General features: G+C 49.6%; 16 protein-coding genes. 13 read left to right on the plus strand and 3 right to left on the minus strand.

The features are described 5' to 3' along the window. The 4 genes from ACFS7Z_RS05955 to rpiB form a co-directional block, all read left to right on the plus strand. The coding region (locus tag ACFS7Z_RS05955) for a T9SS type A sorting domain-containing protein (protein WP_377482322.1) at window positions 1–1,025 on the plus strand (1,025 nt) is incomplete at its 5' end. A 192-nt stretch (window positions 1,026–1,217) separates the two neighbouring features. Continuing rightward, window positions 1,218–2,492 carry a serine hydroxymethyltransferase gene (gene glyA, locus ACFS7Z_RS05960; RefSeq protein ID WP_377482324.1) on the plus strand — a complete coding sequence of 425 codons (1,275 nt, stop codon included), beginning with the start codon at window positions 1,218–1,220 and terminating at the stop codon, window positions 2,490–2,492. 30 nt (window positions 2,493–2,522) lie between these two features. After that, entirely contained in the window at window positions 2,523–3,380 is an 858-nt protein-coding gene (gene tatC / locus ACFS7Z_RS05965; protein ID WP_377482551.1) for a twin-arginine translocase subunit TatC, read from the plus strand. Beyond that, window positions 3,380–3,817: a ribose 5-phosphate isomerase B gene (rpiB, locus tag ACFS7Z_RS05970; RefSeq protein WP_377482326.1), complete on the plus strand. Its 438-nt coding sequence runs from the start codon at window positions 3,380–3,382 to the stop codon at window positions 3,815–3,817. The genes tatC and rpiB overlap by 1 nt, the downstream gene beginning before the upstream one ends. Before the next feature lie 154 nt (window positions 3,818–3,971). On the opposite strand, the gene ACFS7Z_RS05975 is transcribed toward rpiB, so the two are convergent. Beyond that, entirely contained in the window at window positions 3,972–5,375 is a 1,404-nt protein-coding gene (locus ACFS7Z_RS05975) for a hypothetical protein (RefSeq protein ID WP_377482328.1), read from the minus strand. A gap of 202 nt (window positions 5,376–5,577) precedes the next feature. Between ACFS7Z_RS05975 and rbfA the strand changes: the two genes are divergently transcribed. The 7 genes from rbfA to ACFS7Z_RS06010 all read left to right on the plus strand — a co-directional run bounded on the left by rbfA (window position 5,578) and on the right by ACFS7Z_RS06010 (window position 14,359). After that, a complete protein-coding gene (rbfA, locus tag ACFS7Z_RS05980) occupies window positions 5,578–5,967 on the plus strand; it encodes a 30S ribosome-binding factor RbfA (protein ID WP_377482330.1) in 390 nt (129 codons plus the stop codon). 15 nt (window positions 5,968–5,982) lie between these two features. Further along, window positions 5,983–6,792, plus strand: a complete 810-nt coding sequence (locus ACFS7Z_RS05985) for a class I SAM-dependent methyltransferase (RefSeq protein ID WP_377482332.1) — start codon at window positions 5,983–5,985, stop codon at window positions 6,790–6,792. A 101-nt stretch (window positions 6,793–6,893) separates the two neighbouring features. Further along, the gene (locus ACFS7Z_RS05990) at window positions 6,894–8,117 is read left to right on the plus strand and encodes an ABC transporter permease (protein WP_377482334.1); all 1,224 of its coding nucleotides are present in this window, start codon (window positions 6,894–6,896) and stop codon (window positions 8,115–8,117) included. Between the two features lie 181 nt (window positions 8,118–8,298). Then, window positions 8,299–11,235 carry a DEAD/DEAH box helicase gene (locus ACFS7Z_RS05995; RefSeq protein ID WP_377482336.1) on the plus strand — a complete coding sequence of 979 codons (2,937 nt, stop codon included), beginning with the start codon at window positions 8,299–8,301 and terminating at the stop codon, window positions 11,233–11,235. A 360-nt stretch (window positions 11,236–11,595) separates the two neighbouring features. Continuing rightward, window positions 11,596–12,039: an SRPBCC family protein gene (locus tag ACFS7Z_RS06000; RefSeq protein ID WP_377482338.1), complete on the plus strand. Its 444-nt coding sequence runs from the start codon at window positions 11,596–11,598 to the stop codon at window positions 12,037–12,039. Between the two features lie 147 nt (window positions 12,040–12,186). Further along, the gene (gene crtD / locus ACFS7Z_RS06005; protein ID WP_377482340.1) at window positions 12,187–13,671 is read left to right on the plus strand and encodes a 1-hydroxycarotenoid 3,4-desaturase CrtD; all 1,485 of its coding nucleotides are present in this window, start codon (window positions 12,187–12,189) and stop codon (window positions 13,669–13,671) included. 4 nt (window positions 13,672–13,675) lie between these two features. After that, complete coding sequence (locus ACFS7Z_RS06010; RefSeq protein ID WP_377482342.1) at window positions 13,676–14,359, plus strand: carotenoid biosynthesis protein; 684 nt, start codon at window positions 13,676–13,678, stop codon at window positions 14,357–14,359. Between the two features lie 388 nt (window positions 14,360–14,747). Here ACFS7Z_RS06010 and ACFS7Z_RS06015 read toward each other — a convergent pair whose 3' ends face one another. Together ACFS7Z_RS06015 and ACFS7Z_RS06020 are read right to left on the minus strand one after the other, a co-directional pair. Further along, a complete protein-coding gene (locus tag ACFS7Z_RS06015; RefSeq protein ID WP_377482344.1) occupies window positions 14,748–14,990 on the minus strand; it encodes a DUF6952 family protein in 243 nt (80 codons plus the stop codon). A gap of 8 nt (window positions 14,991–14,998) precedes the next feature. Beyond that, window positions 14,999–15,319 carry a thioredoxin family protein gene (locus ACFS7Z_RS06020; RefSeq protein ID WP_377482346.1) on the minus strand — a complete coding sequence of 107 codons (321 nt, stop codon included), beginning with the start codon at window positions 15,317–15,319 and terminating at the stop codon, window positions 14,999–15,001. Window positions 15,320–15,618: 299 nt separating this feature from the next. Here ACFS7Z_RS06020 and prfA point away from each other — a divergent pair, with 299 nt between their 5' ends. Further along, a complete protein-coding gene (gene prfA, locus ACFS7Z_RS06025; protein ID WP_377482348.1) occupies window positions 15,619–16,695 on the plus strand; it encodes a peptide chain release factor 1 in 1,077 nt (358 codons plus the stop codon). Between the two features lie 223 nt (window positions 16,696–16,918). After that, window positions 16,919–18,292, plus strand: a complete 1,374-nt coding sequence (locus ACFS7Z_RS06030; protein ID WP_377482350.1) for a hypothetical protein — start codon at window positions 16,919–16,921, stop codon at window positions 18,290–18,292. The last annotated feature ends 12 nt before the right edge of the window (window positions 18,293–18,304 follow it).

Here is an 18,304-nt window from a genome sequence, read left to right on the forward strand (position 1 = left end):
CACCTATCACCAACAGCGATGGTTCAGTGTCACTGCAGGCCCAGGTGCCGGCGGGCGCCGAGACTGGCCCTGTCACTGTGTCTAACGCAAACGGCTCTGGCAGCACCCCGACTTATACTGTAATTAGACCTACCATCACCGTTACCGCATCCCTTACAGCATTTTCTGCCCAGGTAGGTACTCCGTCAGCTTCACAAAGCTATACCGTAAGTGGTACAAACATGGAGGGCAAAATAACTACAGCAGCACCGGCTGAGTTTGAGGTGTCTCTAGATAATGGTAGATTTTATCCACAAGTGGAAGTGACTTTACCTGCAGGTGGAACAAGTATAGGGGCAACAACTATATATGTAAGATACAACCCTACAACAGCAGGTACTCATAGCGGAGAAATCTTCCATACCTCGCTAAACGCAACAGATGTAAGGCTAGCGGTTAACGGAAGCTCAGTAACCCCACTCCCGGTTGAACTGCTTTCTTTCAGAGCAGCCGTACAAGGAAACAAGGCACTGTTGACATGGGTAACGGCTTCTGAGAAAGACAATTCTCACTTCGAGGTAGAGACATCGCTGAGTGGTGTAAGTGGTTTTGAGAAAGTAGGGCGTGTAGAGAGCAAGACAACCAACAGCAGCACCCGTACTTCATATGGCTTTACACATGACATGGGCAATGCTAGTGGCACCCGCTACTATCGCCTGAAGCAGGTGGACCTAGACGGAACTTATGCTTACAGCAAAGTGGTAGCTGTTACAGGAAGAGCCCAGGGGCTGGAGTTGCAGGTACTGGTGGCTCCGAACCCACTCAACTATAACTCTAAAGTGTACATCACTGTAGAGGAAAGCGGCAAAGCAGCTGTAACGCTGCACGATATGTCCGGAAAGCGTATCTACCAGAAAACGGTGGACGTTAGAGAAGGGCAGACTGAAGTACAACTGCCGCTATACGACCAACTGACCAACGGCCTGTACATCCTGACAGTAGAAGTAAACGGTTTACACCGCCAGTTAAAAGTAGTAAAGCAGTAACAGCATAAACCCTATTAGTGCAAAGCCCGGTGCCACATGGTGCCGGGCTTTTGCTTTTACTCAACTTTCTGCTGCTGATTTCAGCACCATCTAAATCTGATAGCTGCTGCCCCGCCGTATATAAACTTCTGAAACATTGGTTTATTCCGAAGCATACTTTAATTTTGAAAGGGATAAACCAACCAAAGAGCAATGCAAAAAGATACAGCCATATTTGACCTTATAGCGAAAGAGAAAGCACGCCAGACGCATGGCCTTGAATTAATTGCCTCCGAGAACTTCGTTTCAGAGCAGGTGATGCAGGCTATGGGCAGTGTGATGACCAACAAGTATGCGGAAGGTTTGCCGGGCAAGCGCTATTATGGCGGCTGCGAAATAGTAGACCAGTCGGAGCAGTTGGCTATTGACCGTGCCAAAGAGCTGTTTGGCGTGGAGTGGGTAAACGTGCAGCCGCACTCGGGGGCGCAGGCAAATGCGGCGGTGATGCTGGCTGTGCTGCAGCCCGGCGACAAGATTCTTGGCTTTGACCTGTCGCATGGCGGGCATCTGACCCATGGCTCACCGGTGAACTTCTCAGGTAAGCTGTACAGCCCGTCCTTTTATGGCGTGGAGCAGGAAACAGGCCTCATCGACTTTGATAAAGTTGTGGATACAGCCCGTAAGGAGCGTCCGAAGCTGATTATCTGTGGTGCCTCCGCCTACAGCCGCGACTGGGACTATAAAAAACTTCGTGCCGCTGCCGATGAGGTAGGTGCCCTGCTGCTGGCAGACATCTCCCACCCTTCCGGCCTGATTGCACGCGGCTTGCTGGATAACCCGTTTGAGCATTGCCATATTGTAACCACCACCACGCATAAAACGCTGCGCGGCCCAAGAGGCGGTATGATTATGTTGGGCAAAGACTTCGAAAACCCGTTCGGGCTGAAGACACCTAAAGGCGAAACGCGCATGATGTCGTCCCTGCTGGATGGTGCTGTCTTCCCTGGTACACAGGGTGGTCCGCTGGAGCACGTGATAGCGGCGAAAGCAGTAGCTTATTATGAGGCGCTTTCTGATGATTACCTGAGTTATGTAAAGCAGGTGCAGGAAAATGCACAGGCAATGGCCAAGGCATTTATCCAAAGAGGCTATAACATCATCTCCGGGGGTACCGACAACCACATGATGCTGATTGACCTGCGCTCCAAAGGCCTGACAGGTAAGCTGGCAGAGAACACGTTGGTAAAGGCTGATATCACCATCAACAAGAATATGGTGCCTTTCGATGATAAGTCACCGTTCGTAACGTCAGGTATGCGCGTAGGTACAGCAGCCGTAACGACACGTGGCCTGAAAGAGAACGATATGGCGCGCATTGTAGAGCTGATAGACGATGTGCTGACCAACAATGAGAACGAAAGCAGGATCAGCGCCGCACGCAAAGACATTAACAGCTGGATGCAGGAGTATCCGCTTTTCGCTTACTAATACATATAGAACAGGGCCACAATTGTGATGATGGATCAACCACAGATAGGGGAAGAGCAGCTAGGAGAAGAGCAGCCGCAGGAGATGTCCTTTGTGGACCATCTCGAGGAGCTGAGGTGGCACCTTATCCGGGCCTTAGCCTCTATCCTTGTATTCGGAACCATTGCTTTTCTAGCAAAGAGCTTTGTGTTTCATGATATTATTCTGGCCCCCTCCCGCACCGACTTCCTGAGTTACCGGGTAATGTGCGAAGTCGGGCAGAAAATAGGATCGGATGTGCTTTGCATCAAAGAAATGGGCTTTACTATCCAAAGCCGGCAGATGAGCGGGCAGTTTACGATGCACCTGCTGGTATCTGTTATTCTGGGTCTTGCCTGTGCTTTCCCATATGCCTTCTGGGAGATCTGGCGTTTCGTAAAGCCCGGCCTTTACCCGCAGGAACAGAAAAACTCGCAGGGAGCCGTCTTCTTTGTATCTATCCTGTTCGCAATGGGCCTGCTGTTTGGCTACTATGTGGTGTCTCCAATCTCTATTAACTTTTTGGCAGGATACCAGGTAGACCCGACGATTATAAATGAGTTCGATCTGTCGTCTTACATTTCTACCCTTACTACGCTGTGCCTGGCCTGCGCTTTTATGTTTGAGATGCCAGTAATCGTGTTCTTTCTGACAAAAGCAGGACTGATAACGGCTGAGACAATGAAGCTGTACCGCCGCCACGCCTTTGTAGTCATACTCATTGTAGGTGCTATCATTACCCCTCCGGATGTTATCAGCCAGCTGCTTATCTCCATGCCACTGATGCTGCTGTATGAGGTAAGTATAAACATCTCGCAGTCAATCCGTAAAAGAGATCTGAAGAAACTGAACGAAAACAATACGATATAATGGCACTTAACATCGCAATTGGAGGAGACCATGCCGGCTTTACCTACAAAAGTATGGTAAAAGCTGTGTTGGAGGGGCTTGGCCACCAGATAAAAGATTTTGGACCTCATTCTGACGCTTCCGTAGATTACCCGGACCATGTGCACCCGCTGGCAAATGCTGTTGCAAGTGAGGAGGTTGATTACGGTATTCTTATCTGTGGCAGCGGTAACGGGGTGGCCATCACGGCAAACAAGCACCACGACATACGTGCGGCACTTTGCTGGAAGCCAGAGCTGGCTAAACTGGCACGGGAGCATAACAATGCAAACGTATTATGTATACCAGCCCGGTTTGTGTCAGAGGACGTGGCGCGGGAGATGGTGAAAGTGTTTCTTTCAACTGGTTTCGAAGGCGGCCGCCACCAGACCCGCGTTGACAAGATTGAAGCCTGCTAAGGCTGCCATCATTTAAAGCATAGCAAAGGGCGCTGCACTTATAAGGTTGCAGCGCCCTTTTGTATTCATACTATTGATTACAGCACAAACTTGAACCTCTTCCCTCTCAGGATAACAGGAACAGAAGACATTTTTGATGGAGTGGAGAGCAGCCTTACTTCTCTAGCCTGTAAACTCCATTAGTGCCGGTGGCGCTGTACTTCCCGAAGATATCAGGCAGCTTATAGCTTAGCTCCGGCATCAGGTTCACCTTATCTACAATATAGGCAGGCATTTCCCTGCTGAAGTTCTGGTGGATTTCAAATACCGCTTGGTACTCATTCAGCCTCCCGAAGTGGCGCTGGGCCAGGTTCCAGTTCACATAGGGCGTTACAGGTTTGTTTTGAGTATAGTAACTGACATCCTTTCCTAAAACCAGCACAGTAGCCTGTTGCATAGGCAAATCCTGCTCTTCCGGCAACAGCAACGGCGACTCATCCAGTAGCAGAAACCTGTTTATGTGCAGCACATGCCGATAGCGCAGCATTAACATGGAGCCAATCACCAGCAGGATGACCAGGTTCAGCAGCCACTTTTTTCTGTTTGAGGTAAAGAAGAACTCGCTGAAGTAAGCAATGGGCGGCAGCAGTAGGATGAAAGTCGCCACCGAAATCTCCTCCCTTGTAAAAATGACTACAAAGCTGGTGAAGAGCCATACCCACATCAGCTGCTTAAACTTGTCCTGGAACACGAGGCGCTGCGGAAGAGAGGCTGAGCTCAGCAGCGAGAGCATAAGCAAAATGGCCGGTATGGCCATCAACTTCGCCACATCAGCAGGCGGACGCAGGAAAGTTACCTGCAGTTGCCAGGGGCGCAGCAGGTGCAGTTCTATAAACTCCTGCGTGCTATTGGTGTAGAGGTAATAGGTGATAAGGGCAGCATACGGAAAAACAAAGCCGCAAAGCATCAGCAGCATACTTCGGAAAGTGCTGGAGGCAAAAAAGATTACAGCAAATATCCCTATCAGCAGGAACATGGCCAGGGGCAGATAGCTCAGGGCAGCCAGGCCTAGCATGAACCCGCCCACAAACAGGCGGTTATTGTCAAAGCCCTCCCGCGACAGTGTGATGATGTATGGCAGCGAGAGGATAATAAAGGTATTACCGATGAGCAGCTGCGTGAGCATGTTAAACTCAAACGACAGGCTTCCCAGAATGAGGTACAGCAGCGCAGGCAGGTAATTCTTGGAGGCGTAAACGTTGTGGCGGTTAAGCGTAATGTTCAGCAGCAACGCCTGCAGCAGCAGCAAAGCCATGGCAGTGAGCCGGTAAGCCAGGAAAGACCGCCCTGCCAGTACATCCACCGCCCAGTATACCAGCGCGGAGACCGGAGCTGTGTTATCGTAAATGTCGCGGTACATACTAAATCCGTCGCCCAGGCGCTCCCCTACCAGCATGTGCAGCAATTCGGGCGCAGTGGCCGATAAATTCCATAAAATGAGTGGAAGCTGAACAGCGAGAAAAAGCAAAACCAACAGGATCAGTCGGGAAGGCAGTATGCTTCGGAAGTAACTAATCAAGTAAAGACACAGTTAGAAGAAACTACAATGAAGGACAAAAAAGGCCGGACGATCCTTAGAGAATACAAGCGAATGCTCCTCTTCTTTAAGGCTTAACCGGCAATTGCTTTCGTCCCAAAACAATGCAAAAGGCCTAATCCTGAAATGAGTAAGGCGCTTTTGGGGTAAAAATGCGAAATTAATATGATATTTGCAGCTTCATATGGAAAGTAAAAGACAACAGAAATTTTCGCGCCTGATTCAGAAAGAATTAGCAGACATCTTTCAGCGGGAGGTGCCGCATCTTTTTGGCGGTGCATTTATATCCGTCAGCGTGGTGCGGGTTTCACCTGACCTGGGGCTTGCCAAGGTATTTATCAGCGTGATGATGGCGAAGGATTCAGAAGCGCTCCTTTTAGAAGTACGTGCCAATACCAAAACTATACGCCACCTGCTGGCTCAGCGTATAGGAAAGCAGGTAAGAATTGTGCCGGAGCTGGCGTTCTTTTTAGATGACAGCGCCGAGTATGCTGCGCACATCGATAAGCTGTTTAATAATATTGACATACCGCCTGCCACCGAAGATGACCCGGAAACATACCCAGGCTTATAGTTTCTTATTCCCCTTATGCAGTACGACCCGATAAAGCGGGTGCTTGGCGATGCGTTTAACAAGACGCCTTTCCTGCGCCGCGTATTTTACAAACTCCTGGACCTGCTTTTGCTGCGTACCTGGCACGTGCACAAAGAACTGCGCGAGTGGGCAGAAGGCCGGCGCGACAAAGAGCAGTATATATTAGACGCAGGCTCCGGCTTTGGCCAGTACACGTATTATTTGTCTGGTATGAGTCGCAAGTGGAGCATACTGGCTGTGGACGTGAAAGAAGAGCAGATCTCCGACAGCAACTGCTTTATCCGGGCCATAGGGCGCCACAACGTGCTGTTCCGGATAGCAGACCTGGTGCAGTACCGGGAGCCTAAAAGCTACGACCTGATTTTATCTGTAGACGTGATGGAGCATATTCTGGAGGATGTGGAAGTATTCCGTAACTTCCAGGCCTCTTTGCGTCCGGGCGGTATGCTGGTCATTTCCACGCCATCCGACCAGGGAGGCTCTGATGTGAATGGCGATGATGAGGCCTCCTTTATAGAAGAGCATGTGCGCGATGGGTATAACATTCAGGAGATACAGGATAAGCTAAAACTGGCTGGATTCAGCAAAGTGAAGGCACGCTACTCCTATGGCAAGCCAGGCCAGCTATCGTGGCGCCTGTCTATGAAGTATCCGCTGCTGATGCTGAACGCCTCTAAAATTTTCTTCCTACTTCTGCCGTTCTATTACCTCATCACTTTCCCGGTAAGCCTCGTGCTGAACTGGATGGACGTGAACGGAAACCACAAATCGGGCACCGGCCTGATCGTGAAAGCCTGGAAATAATAAATCGTTAGATTGATGATTGTCCGATTGTTGTCTCAGAACGTGTAACAATCAATAGTCAGACAGTTGAACAAGCAGAGATAACCACTTAGCAATCAAAGATGAATGTTCCTTTTCTGATAGCGAAGCGATACTTTTTCTCCAGGAAGAAGAGAAACATCATCAGCATTATCTCCAACATTGCCATGATCGGCGTTGCGGTTGGTTCGGCTGCGCTTATTATTGTGCTTTCTGTTTTCAATGGCCTCGAAGACCTCATCCGGGAAATTTACTCCAGCTTCGACCCTGACCTGAAAATTACTGCCGTAGAAGGAAAATCTTTTGAGACCGATACAGAGTTCATGAACCGCATCCGGCAAATGCCGGGCGTCGCGGTGGTCTCGGAGGTGATAGAAGACAATGCCCTGCTGCGCTACAACGACCGCCAGATGGTAGTGAAGGTGAAAGGCGTGAGCGAGAATTTCTTTGAGCAGAACGAGATAGATTCGTCCGTGGTGGAAGGCCGCAGCGATTTGATTCATAACGATGCCTACCACGCCCTGATTGGCCGTGGCGTGCAATACCAGCTTTCCATCAGGCCAAACAACCAGTTTGTGCCGCTGCAGTTTCTGTATCCCCGCAACACTAAGTTTAATCCGCTTAACCCGGAGGGCGCCTTCAATTCCCTGGATATAGCGCCTGGAGGCATCTTTGCCATAGAGCGGCAATATGACGATGCCTACGTGTTTGTGCCGCTCAACTTTGCTGCAGAACTGCTGGAATATGGCCGCCGCCGCACAGCCATTGAGATCAAGGTGGCCAACGGTGCGCGGATAGAGCAGGTGAAAAATGCCTTGCAGCAGGAACTGGGAGAAAGCTTCAGGATACAGAACAGCGATGAGCAACACACCAGCCTGCTGCGCGCCGTGAAGGTAGAGAAGCTGTTCGTCTTCATTACCTTTGCTTTTATACTGGGTATTGCCTCCCTCAACATCTTCTTCTCTCTCTCCATGCTCGTCATTGATAAGAAGAAAGACATTGCCATACTTGCCTCTATGGGCGCTACAGCTAAAACTATCCGGAATATCTTCTTGATGGAGGGAGCCCTGGTTGCCTTTATCGGGGCAGCCTACGGCTTGTCAATTGGGATGTTGATCTGCAACCTGCAGCAGAACTTTGGGTTAGTGAGCATGGGTATGTCTACTTCAGTGGTAGAGGCTTACCCGGTTAAAATGCAGGTACAGGACTTTGTGCTGACGGGTCTAGCCATTATCGTCATCACGCTGCTTGTTTCGGTGCGGCCCGCCCGCAAAGCTGCTGCCATGTCAGTAACAGAGAATATTTAACAGGGAAGATTTTTCAGTTTTCCCTCCCTCAAATTCTTTATTGGGACAAATAACTGGGAAAGACAATGCATAATTGTACCTTTCAAATCCTGCATGTTCATATTAAAGGCTAAAAAGCACGTTTTTGGTAGGAAATAAATAGTAGAAAAACTAAATTCGGAGCCCTAAAACTGTTTTTGGCATGAAAGTCTACACCACGCAGCCTTTTCAGGTTATTTATTCGCTCTTTGAGCATGAGTACCTGGGGTACCTGTTTGAATCTTTCGTGGTGCAGGTAAACTCTAAAGGCCAGCTTACCTTGCAACACCAGAACATCTCTGCAAAGAATGCTGATGAGTTTGCCTCCCGGCTCGATGCCGATGATTTCAAGCTTATCACGCTCATCGATCAGATACAGCAGGATGCCGTGCTGAAGCGTTTCTCCTCTAAAAGAATGACACCTGTCGACTTCTTTCTGAAGGCTTACGACCCGGAGAAAGGCGATAAAGTGCTGCAGGAAACCATCAGCCACTACATTCAGGGGCGCATGGGTAAAATTCTGGAGCTGCTTCGCAGTAAGATGACCTTTATAATGGGAAAAGACGGCGAGCCTACCTGGAAGCGCATTGAAATTGCCCCGGAGCGTGCTTCTGTGCTATTTCATTTCATGCGAAACGCTGACAACACCCACTACTTCCCTACTATAAAGTATGCCGGGCAAAAAATAGAGTTCCAGTACCGGAATGCAGAGTTGATTTGCTATGAGCCTGCCTGGCTGTTGCTCAACAATGTGGTGTACAGCTTTGAGAAAGATGTAGATGGCAAGAAGCTGCAGCCATTCCTGAACAAGAAGTTTATTGTAGTGCCCCGCTCGGTAGAGGAGAACTACTATAAAAAGTTCGTGGCGCCCCTCGTCGAGTCGTTTGATGTGCATGCCAAAGGCTTTGATATACGTGCTGAGAAGTATGAGCCATTCCCCTATATCACCTTCTCTGAAATTGCCGCCGCTGAGGCACCTGCCGTGAAAGTGAATGGCAATGGCAGCGACGCCAAAACAGAGCGAGGTGCTGCCCAGCATACAAAGATTCTCTTTAGCCTAGCTTTCCAGTACGGAGGCTATATGGTGCAGACGCAGGAGGCCAAGCGTATCAGCGTCAGCATGGAGAAGACGCCGGACTCTTATATCTTTCATAAGCTTATCCGTGACCTGAACCATGAGAAGGCTTTTGTGAAAGAGCTGAGCAAACGCGCTCTGGAGGTAAAGAACGGGCAGGCAGTGCTTGATAAAAGTGACGCCTTCTCGTGGCTGAACAACAACCTGACAGAGTTGGAAGAGCTCGGCTTTACTGTGCGGCAGTCGGAGAAAAGCGGTAAGAACTACTTTATCGGGGAAATTACGCTGGACGTAGGCATAACCGAGAAAAACGACTGGTTTGATATCTATGGAACCGTTCGCTTCGGGGAGTTCGAGATTCCGTTTATCCGGCTCAAGAACCACATCCTCACAAAAAACAATGAGTTTCTGCTGCCCAATGGGCAAATTGCAGTTATTCCGGAAGAGTGGTTTACGCAGTATATTGAGCTTTTTGCCTTTTCAGAGGGCGAAGACCACCTGACGCTGAAGAAGCACCACATGGCACTGGTGAACGACCTGCAGCAGGGCAACCTCGCTACCGTCACCATGACGCGAAAGCTGGAAAAGCTGCGGGAGTTCGAAGCCATAGAAGACCAGCCGCTGCCGGTAGGTTTTGTTGGAGAGCTGCGGCCTTACCAGAAAGCAGGATACAACTGGCTGCATTTTGTGCAGAACTATAAGTTCGGGGGCTGTCTGGCAGATGACATGGGTCTGGGAAAAACCGTGCAGACACTAGCCATGCTACAGCACCGCAAAGAAAACGGTGCCGAATCTGCTTCACTGCTGGCCATGCCGACTTCACTGGTATACAACTGGCTGAACGAAGCCCAGAAATTTACGCCCGACCTGCGCATCCTGACTTACACCGGCACCTACCGCGACAAGAACGTGGAGCAGTTTCAGAACTACGACGTAATTCTGACTTCCTATGGCATTGTCCGCCTTGATGCAGAGCTGCTGAAAACCTACTACTTCGACTATATCATTCTGGATGAGTCGCAGGCTATCAAGAATCCGGATTCCAGCACTTCCCGGGCCGTGCGTTCTTTAAAGTCGCGGCACAGGCTTATACTGACAGGTACGCCTGTCGAAAACAGCACCATGGACCTGTGGGCGCAGATGTCCTTTATAAACCCTGGCTTACTGGGCAACCAGCATTTCTTCCGGAAGGAGTTCCTGAAGCCGATTGAGAAGGAGAAGGATGAGCACAAAACGCGCCGGCTGCACGCACTCATCAAGCCGTTTATTCTGCGCAGGCACAAATCGCAGGTGGCGAAGGAGCTGCCGGAGAAAATAGAGCATACCACCTTCTGTAAAATGACAGAAGAGCAGGAGCATGCCTATGAAGAAACGAAGTCCTTTTACCGCAACAAGATTCTGACGAACCTGGAAGAGCACGGGCCGGGGAACACCCAATTCATGCTGTTGCAGGGCCTGACAAAGCTGCGGCAGATAGCCAATCACCCGCTGATGACGGACCCTGGCTACGAAGGAGAGTCCGGTAAACTGAAGGAGGTGCTGCGCATGACCAAGAGCGTTGTAGGAGAAGGGCACAAAGTGCTTATTTTCAGCCAATTCGTAAAGCACCTTGAGATTATTAGAAAGGTGCTGGACGAGCGGAAGGTCACTTACGCTTATTTAGATGGAAATACAAAGAACAGGCAGGAGCAAGTAGAGCGTTTCCAGAAAGATGAAAGCATACAGGTGTTCCTGATTTCTCTCAAAGCAGGTGGTGTGGGCCTCAACCTGACGGCTGCAGACTATGTATTCATCCTGGACCCGTGGTGGAACCCGGCCGTAGAAGCGCAGGCTGTTGACCGGGCGCACCGCATTGGGCAGCAGAACACCGTATTTACCTACAAGTTCATCACCAAAGACACGGTAGAGGAAAAGATACTTGCGCTTCAGAACCGAAAAATCAAGCTGGTCACCGACCTCATCAGCACCGATGAAGCCGTTATCAAGAACCTGACAAAAGATGACATTGAAAGCCTGTTGAGTTGAGTTAATTGCTGGTTGTTGATTGTTAAAAATTCATCGAAAAAGCCGCTGCAGGAACCACTGCAGCGGCTTTTCTTTTAGAGGGGGCAAACTTTAGTTTTAAAGCGCGGTTTAAGCAGTAGAGGCATAGATCAACCCTATGAGTGAAGCCCAAAGTAACTTAGTTTACAATACAATAGACCCTTTGCGCAATTAAGAAGTTGGTTCCCCTCCATAGATAAGAAGGGGCAGGAGTGGTTTAACCCGGAACTTCATAAGTGAGTCTGGAGACTCGTACACATTATAAGTCACCGGTTGGATACCGGCGCCAGTTTCAGACAATCAACAATAAACAATCAGCCACTAACAGTCTATAATCACCTTATGCAGCTACATCTCAGAACACCCATACAGCAGGATTACATGGCCGTATTTAAGGCGTTTGATGAGCACCTATTCCGGAAGTTGTCTCCGCCTTACCCGCGCCTGAAGCTGCTGCGTTTCGATGGCAGTGCGCCCGGCGATGTGGTGGATGTAGAACTGCAGACAGGTATAAAGTCCTTCCGCTGGACCAGCCTTATCACAGAAAGGGAAATAACCGGCACCGAAGCCTACTTTATAGACCAGGGCCAGGAGCTTCCTCCTCCCCTGCGCTACTGGCGGCACAAGCACCTTATCACCAGAAACGGCAGCGGTGCGATTATTCATGACATTATCACCTACAGTACCGGGAAAAAATTGCTGGACCTGCTGCTTTACCCCATCATGCTGGCACAGTTTGGCATGCGAAAACCCATCTATCAAAAGGTATTCAGGAGAACGCGCTAGCTGAAGGAGAGAGCAGGCTCTTCCTGCTAGAACGAAGTGTATGACCTGACCTGATGAATGCCAAACAGCCTCCTGTTACCCAGATAAAACCTTTTTCCGCTCTGTTAGTTAAGAGCTCAGAACGTTAGAACTGCGTACATTGTAAGTATGAAGAAAGCAGCCATAGTTGGAGCAGGCATCGGAGGTATTGCAGCCTCCATCCGGCTGGCCCTGAAAGGCTACCAGGTAACGGTATATGAGGCCAATGAAAGCTTTGGCGGCAAAATGCATGAGTTCTGGCTGGGCGGCTACCGCTTCGATGCCGGTCCCTCGCTGTTCACGTTGCCGCGCCTCGTGGATGAGCTTTTTGAACTGGCCGGGCGCAAACCTGCAGACTACTTTACCTATACCCGCCTGAACCCCATTACCCACTATTTCTGGCCCGATGGCAGCCACCTGAAAGCCTATGCTGACCCGGAGAAATTCGCGCAGGAGGCTGCACAGCAGCTGGGTGTGCCGGAGCAGGATGTGCGGGAAGTGCTGGCCCGGAGCCGGCGGTTGTACAGGGGAACGGCCGATACGTTCCTGAACAAGTCGCTGCACAAAGCAGGTACTTACCTGAGCCCGGACATACTAAAGGCCTTGGGTTGCCTCACCGATTTGGGCCTGACAACGACGATGCACCAGGCAAACGCAAATAAATTCAAGGACCCACGGTTTGTGCAGCTGCTGGATCGCTTCGCTACCTATAATGGTTCTGACCCTTACCAGGCGCCGGGCACACTGAACATCATTCCGCACCTGGAGCACAATATTGGCGCTTTCTACCCAAAGGGCGGGATGTATGCCATTGCAGCCAGCTTAGTGAAGCTGGCGGAGGAACTATGCGTTGAGTTCAGGTATCGGGAGCCCGTGGAGCAGATCGTAACGCTTGCCGGAAAGGTGATGAGCGTGAAAACAGCGCAAGACAACTACAATGCAGATGTCGTGGTAAGCAACATGGATGTGGTGCCCACTTACCGTAAGCTGCTTGCCGACCACCCGGCCCCGGAGAAAACACTGAAGCAACCACGCTCCAGCTCTGCGCTCATTTACTACTGGGGCATCAGAAAGCAGTTCCCGGAGCTGCACCTGCACAACATCTTCTTCAGTGCAGATTACCGAGAAGAATTTGAGCAAATCTTTCAGCGCAAGACCATCAGCTCTGATCCGACTATATACGTAAACATCACCTCTAAACTGGAGCCGGAAGATGCACCTGCAGGCAGTGAAAACTGGTTTGTAATGGTGAACGTGCCGCACCACCAGGGGCAGGACTGGCAAAAGCTGATAGCCACCACACGTGAAACAGTGCTGCAGAAGCTCAGCAGCATGCTGCACACTAACATCGAAGAACTGATAGAGCAGGAACAGGTGCTGGATCCGCTCCTCATCGAAAGCCGTACCTCTTCTTTTGCCGGTGCTTTGTACGGCAGCAGTTCCAACAATATGATGGCTGCTTTCCTGCGCCACCCGAACTTCAGTTCTCAAATAGATGGCCTGTATTTTTGTGGCGGCAGCGTGCACCCGGGAGGCGGGGTTCCGTTGTGCCTGCTTTCCGCTAAAATTGTTGGGGAACTGGTGCCAGACGTAGCACCGGCCGAGAAAGTATAAACCTATGCCCGAGACCACACAATCAGCTCCTGCTATAAAAGATACTGTAAAGAAGTACAGGAAGTATGCACTGTCAGCGGCAGTGGCTGTGCTCGTCATCTTCCATGGCGTCGGGTTATGGGGGCTGCTGTTTAGTGGAGAGCCGGAATATTTTCAACAGCTGACGCCAATGAACCTGCTGTTGACGAATGCGCTGCTCTTTAGCTTCCATCGCCACTGGAACGCTGCCTTTGTGATTTTTGCAGTGGTAGTCTTTTGCGTGGGGTTTCTGTCGGAAGTGCTCGGCGTTCATACCGGGCTGCTGTTTGGCAACTACACCTACGGTGCCACGCTGGGCCTAAAGCTGTGGGAGGTGCCCCTGCTGATTGGCCTGAACTGGCTGATGCTGGTCTATACGACCGGCCTTATCAGCAATACTCTAAAGTTGCACTGGCTGGTTAAAGCACTCATTGGTACAATGCTCATGGTACTGCTGGATTATTTTATAGAGCCTGTCGCTATGGAATATGATTTCTGGAGCTGGCAGGGCGGCTCTATTCCTGTTTCTAACTATGTGGGTTGGTTTGGTGTGGCTTTTTTGCTGCAGCTGTACTTCCAGAAGGCTTCTTTCTTTAAAGGCAACAGGTTGGCGCCTTACGTGTACCTGGTGCAACTGGTTTTCTTTCTATGTCTCTATAGCCTGCTATAGCAATTCAGGAAATGAATTACACAGAAAAGGAGGAAAAATGGCGTAAGCGTATCTCTCGAAAGACAATTTTAACTGACATTGCGAAACAGCCTTAGCGGAACGACCTGTTAATAGCCCGATGGCTAAAGAGCACCCTTAGCTCCAGCGGAGCAGCCTGTTGAGGATACGTTTACAGACCTCTTCGCTGGATCTCAGAATTTTTAAATTTATTTCTACCAAAAGGTCTTCCCGCTGGGACTCAAACTGAGCAAACATGGTTTTGCGTTACATTGATAATGAGTCAAGCGGCATAAGACATCTTGCCTTATTACAAGGTAAAGTAATCGCATAAAAAGGAGGGCCCGGAGTTACTTAAACTCCGGGCCCTCCTTTTTATGCGGCTATTTTATTAGCTGATGGAAACACGCACCTTCTGAGTATACATGCGCAGTGCGGTTTTGAAATCAGTGCCATTGTCTTCCATCTCGTTCAGGATCCAAACAGCGGCCAGCACGTGCGTCAGTTGCTCGCCTTCATCCTCTCCCTCTACCTCAATGGCAGGTTGCTGTTCATCTACAATGGCTGCCTCTGCGGCCATAAGCTCTTTTAAATTATTATTTTCAACGAGTTTCTTAATTACTGGTATTTTCATGTCAATGATTAAGCGTATAATTTATGTATCAGGTCACGAACGGCTTCTTCCTTGCTGGCAGCTACAGTGTCAACCAGTTGTCCGTTCTTGAAAACGGCGAAAAAGGGCAGGTTTGTTACACCAGCCATCTTGCGTGCCTCCGGGCTTGTCTCGGCGTTTACATCCAGAAAGGCAACATTCGTAAATTGCTCATCATCGGACATGCGTTTGAATTTAGGCGAGAACAGGCGGCAGTTTCCACACCAGTCGGCATAGTATTTCACCACTACTTTTTCGTTTGAGTTAAGTACTTCGTTAAAGTCGTTGTCTGTTGCTTGTATAACGGCCATATGCTTATTGGTTTATTACAGTTTATGAAATCAAATTATCTGGCTCTGCTAAGATACCGGGTGCAAAATTAAGGGTTTAGGACCAAACATGCACCCTTCAACCTGTTTAATGCAGGCATACCTGCCGCAGGGTAGTAATACAGCTGTTTTAAACGATGCCTCCGGAAACTATAACGACAGGCAGCAAGGTTATCTAAATGCATACTTTACGGCCATTGAACAACTTTTTAGCCTGAATTGTATTAAAGAAACTACACTGCAATTTTATATCTTTGCAGAGATAAAACCCTAGAAGAACAATGTTAGATAAGTTAGAAGCCATCAATCATCGGTTTGAGGAGGTGGGCCAGTTGCTTACCCAGCCTGATGTGGCCAGCGACATGAAGAAATTCAAGTCGCTCAACAAAGAGTATAAAGACCTTGACAAGATAGTAGTTGAATATAAGAAGTACCTGAACATCCTGAGTAACATCGACAACGCCAAGCAGGTGATTGCCACAGAAAAGGATGAGGACTTCAGGGAGATGGCTAAAGAAGAGCTGGATGAGCTGATTCCGCAGCGCGATGCGATGGAGGAGCACTTGAAAGAGTTGCTTATCCCAAAAGATCCGAACGACAGCAAAGACATCATCATGGAAATCCGTGCAGGTGCGGGTGGCGACGAAGCCTCTATCTTTGCCGGCGATTTGTACCGCATGTACAGCCGTTTTGCTGAAAAGATGGGCTGGCGCACAGAACTCATCGATGCCACTGAAGGTACTTCCGGGGGATACAAAGAAATCATTGTGGGTATGTCTGGCGAAGACGTGTATGGCAAGCTTAAATTTGAGTCTGGCGTGCATCGTGTGCAGCGCGTACCCGCCACTGAAACGCAGGGGCGTATCCATACTTCCGTAGCCTCTGTGGTAGTGCTGCCAGAAGTGGAGGAACTTGATGTAGAACTCGACATGAACGACATCCGCAAAGACCTGTTTATGTCATCAGGACCTGGCGGCCAGTCGGTTAACACCACCTACTCTGCCGTGCGTTTAACGCACCTTCCAACGGGTATTGTGGCGCAGTGCCAGGACCAGAAATCACAGCTGAAGAACTTCGACAAGGCACTGGCCGTTTTACGCTCACGTATCTATGAGATTGAGCTTGCCAAGAAGAATGAGGCAGAAGGAGCGCAGCGCAAGAGCATGGTAGGCAGTGGCGACCGTTCTGATAAAATCCGTACCTACAACTACCCGCAAGGCCGCGTAACCGATCACCGTATTGGCTACACTGTATACAACCTGCCAAGTGTGATGGACGGCGGTATCGAGGACTTTGTGGAGGAATTGCGTATTGCGGAAAATGCTGAGAGGCTGAAAGAAGGTGCCGCAGCAGAATAATAACAGCAACGGAACTAAGTTATAGTAAAGGATGCAGTGAAGCGAAATAGCCGAAGCTGCATCCTTTTTTGTTGCTAATTGCTATATTGTTAATTGCTTAGATTGTTGTATAGATTCTAGCAAACATTCCCCTCCTTAGACAAGGAGGGGATAGGGATAGTTTGATAAGTTAGCTATTGCCCTCCTCTCAAAAACATTGCATCATCTTTTACATCAAACATAATTGAAGTACACCCTCGCCTTATTACCCCTGCTCCTGCTGTTGAGCCTCATCTCTTGTGAGCCAAGAGATGAGGCCATCACAACAGACCCTGCTGCGGTGCTGGAGTTTTCGGCAGATACAGTCTTGTTTGATACTGTTTTTGTGAGCCGGGGCAGCATTACGAAGCGCTTAAAAGTATACAACCGAAACGAAAAGGCTGTCCGCATCAGTGAAATAACACTGGCAGGTGCCGCCGCTTCTCCTTACCAACTAACGATTAACGGTGTGCAAAGCCCACTAGCCAATAATGTGGAACTGCGGGGCGGTGATAGCCTGTATGTGCTGGTGAAGGTGAACATTAATCCGACAGACGAGAATTTACCTTTCCTGGTAGCAGACTCCATCCTGTTCCAGACAAACGGCCGGCAGCAAAATGTGAAGCTGGTGGCTTACGGGCAGAACGCATACTTCCACCGGAAAGGAACCATTGGTGAAGCCGTGTGGGAAAGTGATAAACCTCATGTGCTGCTGGATTCAGTGCTGGTGCAGGAGGGCGCTACATTGACTGTTAAAAGAGGAGCTCGCATTTACGGAAGCAATAAGTCGGTGCTACTGGTAAACGGGCGTTTGCTGGTGGAGGGTACACCGGAAGAGCGTGTGGTGTTTGCCGGCTACAGGCAGGAAGAGGCTTATAAAACCGCACCGGGCCAGTGGGAGGGCATCCGGATATTAACCCGGAGCAGTAACAATGAATTAAAGTATGCGGATATCAGGAACACCCGGTATGGCTTGCGCATAGGGAACCCAGGTAAAGCAGGAACGGTAGTGGAAGGGTGTGAGATAGCTTATGCCTTTATAGATGGCATTATTGCTTTTACCTCGGATGTGAAGGTAACGAACACGCTAATCCATAACTGTGGGCAGTATGGCTTTGGCGGCTTGGGAGGCGGCAATTATGAAGTGCTCTACACTACCATCGTGAGCTATAACAGCAAAACAGTGCGCGAAACGCCGCTGTTTGTGGTGACAGACTTTATACCGGGCACAGAGATAAAGAACCAGCCCACGTCGCTGCGCCTTGTCAACTCCATCATCTATTCCGACAGCTATACTATAAAAGACGAGGTGCTGGTATCGCCTGTAGCCGCTGTTACTGAAATAAGCAACAACCTGCTGCTGACAGAGGTGTATAAAGAGGTGTTTGCTTTAAATGGGAACAAGCTAAACGAAGCGCCTAAATTTAAAGCGCCAGCCCAAGCTGATTTCAGCTTGGACACCTTGTCTCCTGCCAGTAGTGCTGCCATATATTTGCCGACAGTACCAGCAGACCTGAAAGGCACCTCCCGCAGCACAACCCAGCCTGATGCAGGCGCTCTGGAGCGAACGACCGATTAGGTTAGATTTATT

Source organism: Pontibacter toksunensis (assembly GCF_042686245.1).
GTDB classification, from domain to species: domain Bacteria; phylum Bacteroidota; class Bacteroidia; order Cytophagales; family Hymenobacteraceae; genus Pontibacter; species Pontibacter toksunensis.

Coding starts and splice junctions, on each gene's coding strand:
- glyA (WP_377482324.1), top strand. CDS start 1,218: ATGCAAAAAGATACAGCCATATTTGACCTTATAGCGAAAGAGAAAGCA.
- tatC (WP_377482551.1), top strand. CDS start 2,523: ATGGATCAACCACAGATAGGGGAAGAGCAGCTAGGAGAAGAGCAGCCG.
- rpiB (WP_377482326.1), top strand. CDS start 3,380: ATGGCACTTAACATCGCAATTGGAGGAGACCATGCCGGCTTTACCTAC.
- rbfA (WP_377482330.1), top strand. CDS start 5,578: ATGGAAAGTAAAAGACAACAGAAATTTTCGCGCCTGATTCAGAAAGAA.
- ACFS7Z_RS05985 (WP_377482332.1), top strand. CDS start 5,983: ATGCAGTACGACCCGATAAAGCGGGTGCTTGGCGATGCGTTTAACAAG.
- ACFS7Z_RS05990 (WP_377482334.1), top strand. CDS start 6,894: ATGAATGTTCCTTTTCTGATAGCGAAGCGATACTTTTTCTCCAGGAAG.
- ACFS7Z_RS05995 (WP_377482336.1), top strand. CDS start 8,299: ATGAAAGTCTACACCACGCAGCCTTTTCAGGTTATTTATTCGCTCTTT.
- ACFS7Z_RS06000 (WP_377482338.1), top strand. CDS start 11,596: ATGCAGCTACATCTCAGAACACCCATACAGCAGGATTACATGGCCGTA.
- crtD (WP_377482340.1), top strand. CDS start 12,187: ATGAAGAAAGCAGCCATAGTTGGAGCAGGCATCGGAGGTATTGCAGCC.
- ACFS7Z_RS06010 (WP_377482342.1), top strand. CDS start 13,676: ATGCCCGAGACCACACAATCAGCTCCTGCTATAAAAGATACTGTAAAG.
- ACFS7Z_RS06015 (WP_377482344.1), bottom strand. CDS start 14,990: ATGAAAATACCAGTAATTAAGAAACTCGTTGAAAATAATAATTTAAAA.
- ACFS7Z_RS06020 (WP_377482346.1), bottom strand. CDS start 15,319: ATGGCCGTTATACAAGCAACAGACAACGACTTTAACGAAGTACTTAAC.
- prfA (WP_377482348.1), top strand. CDS start 15,619: ATGTTAGATAAGTTAGAAGCCATCAATCATCGGTTTGAGGAGGTGGGC.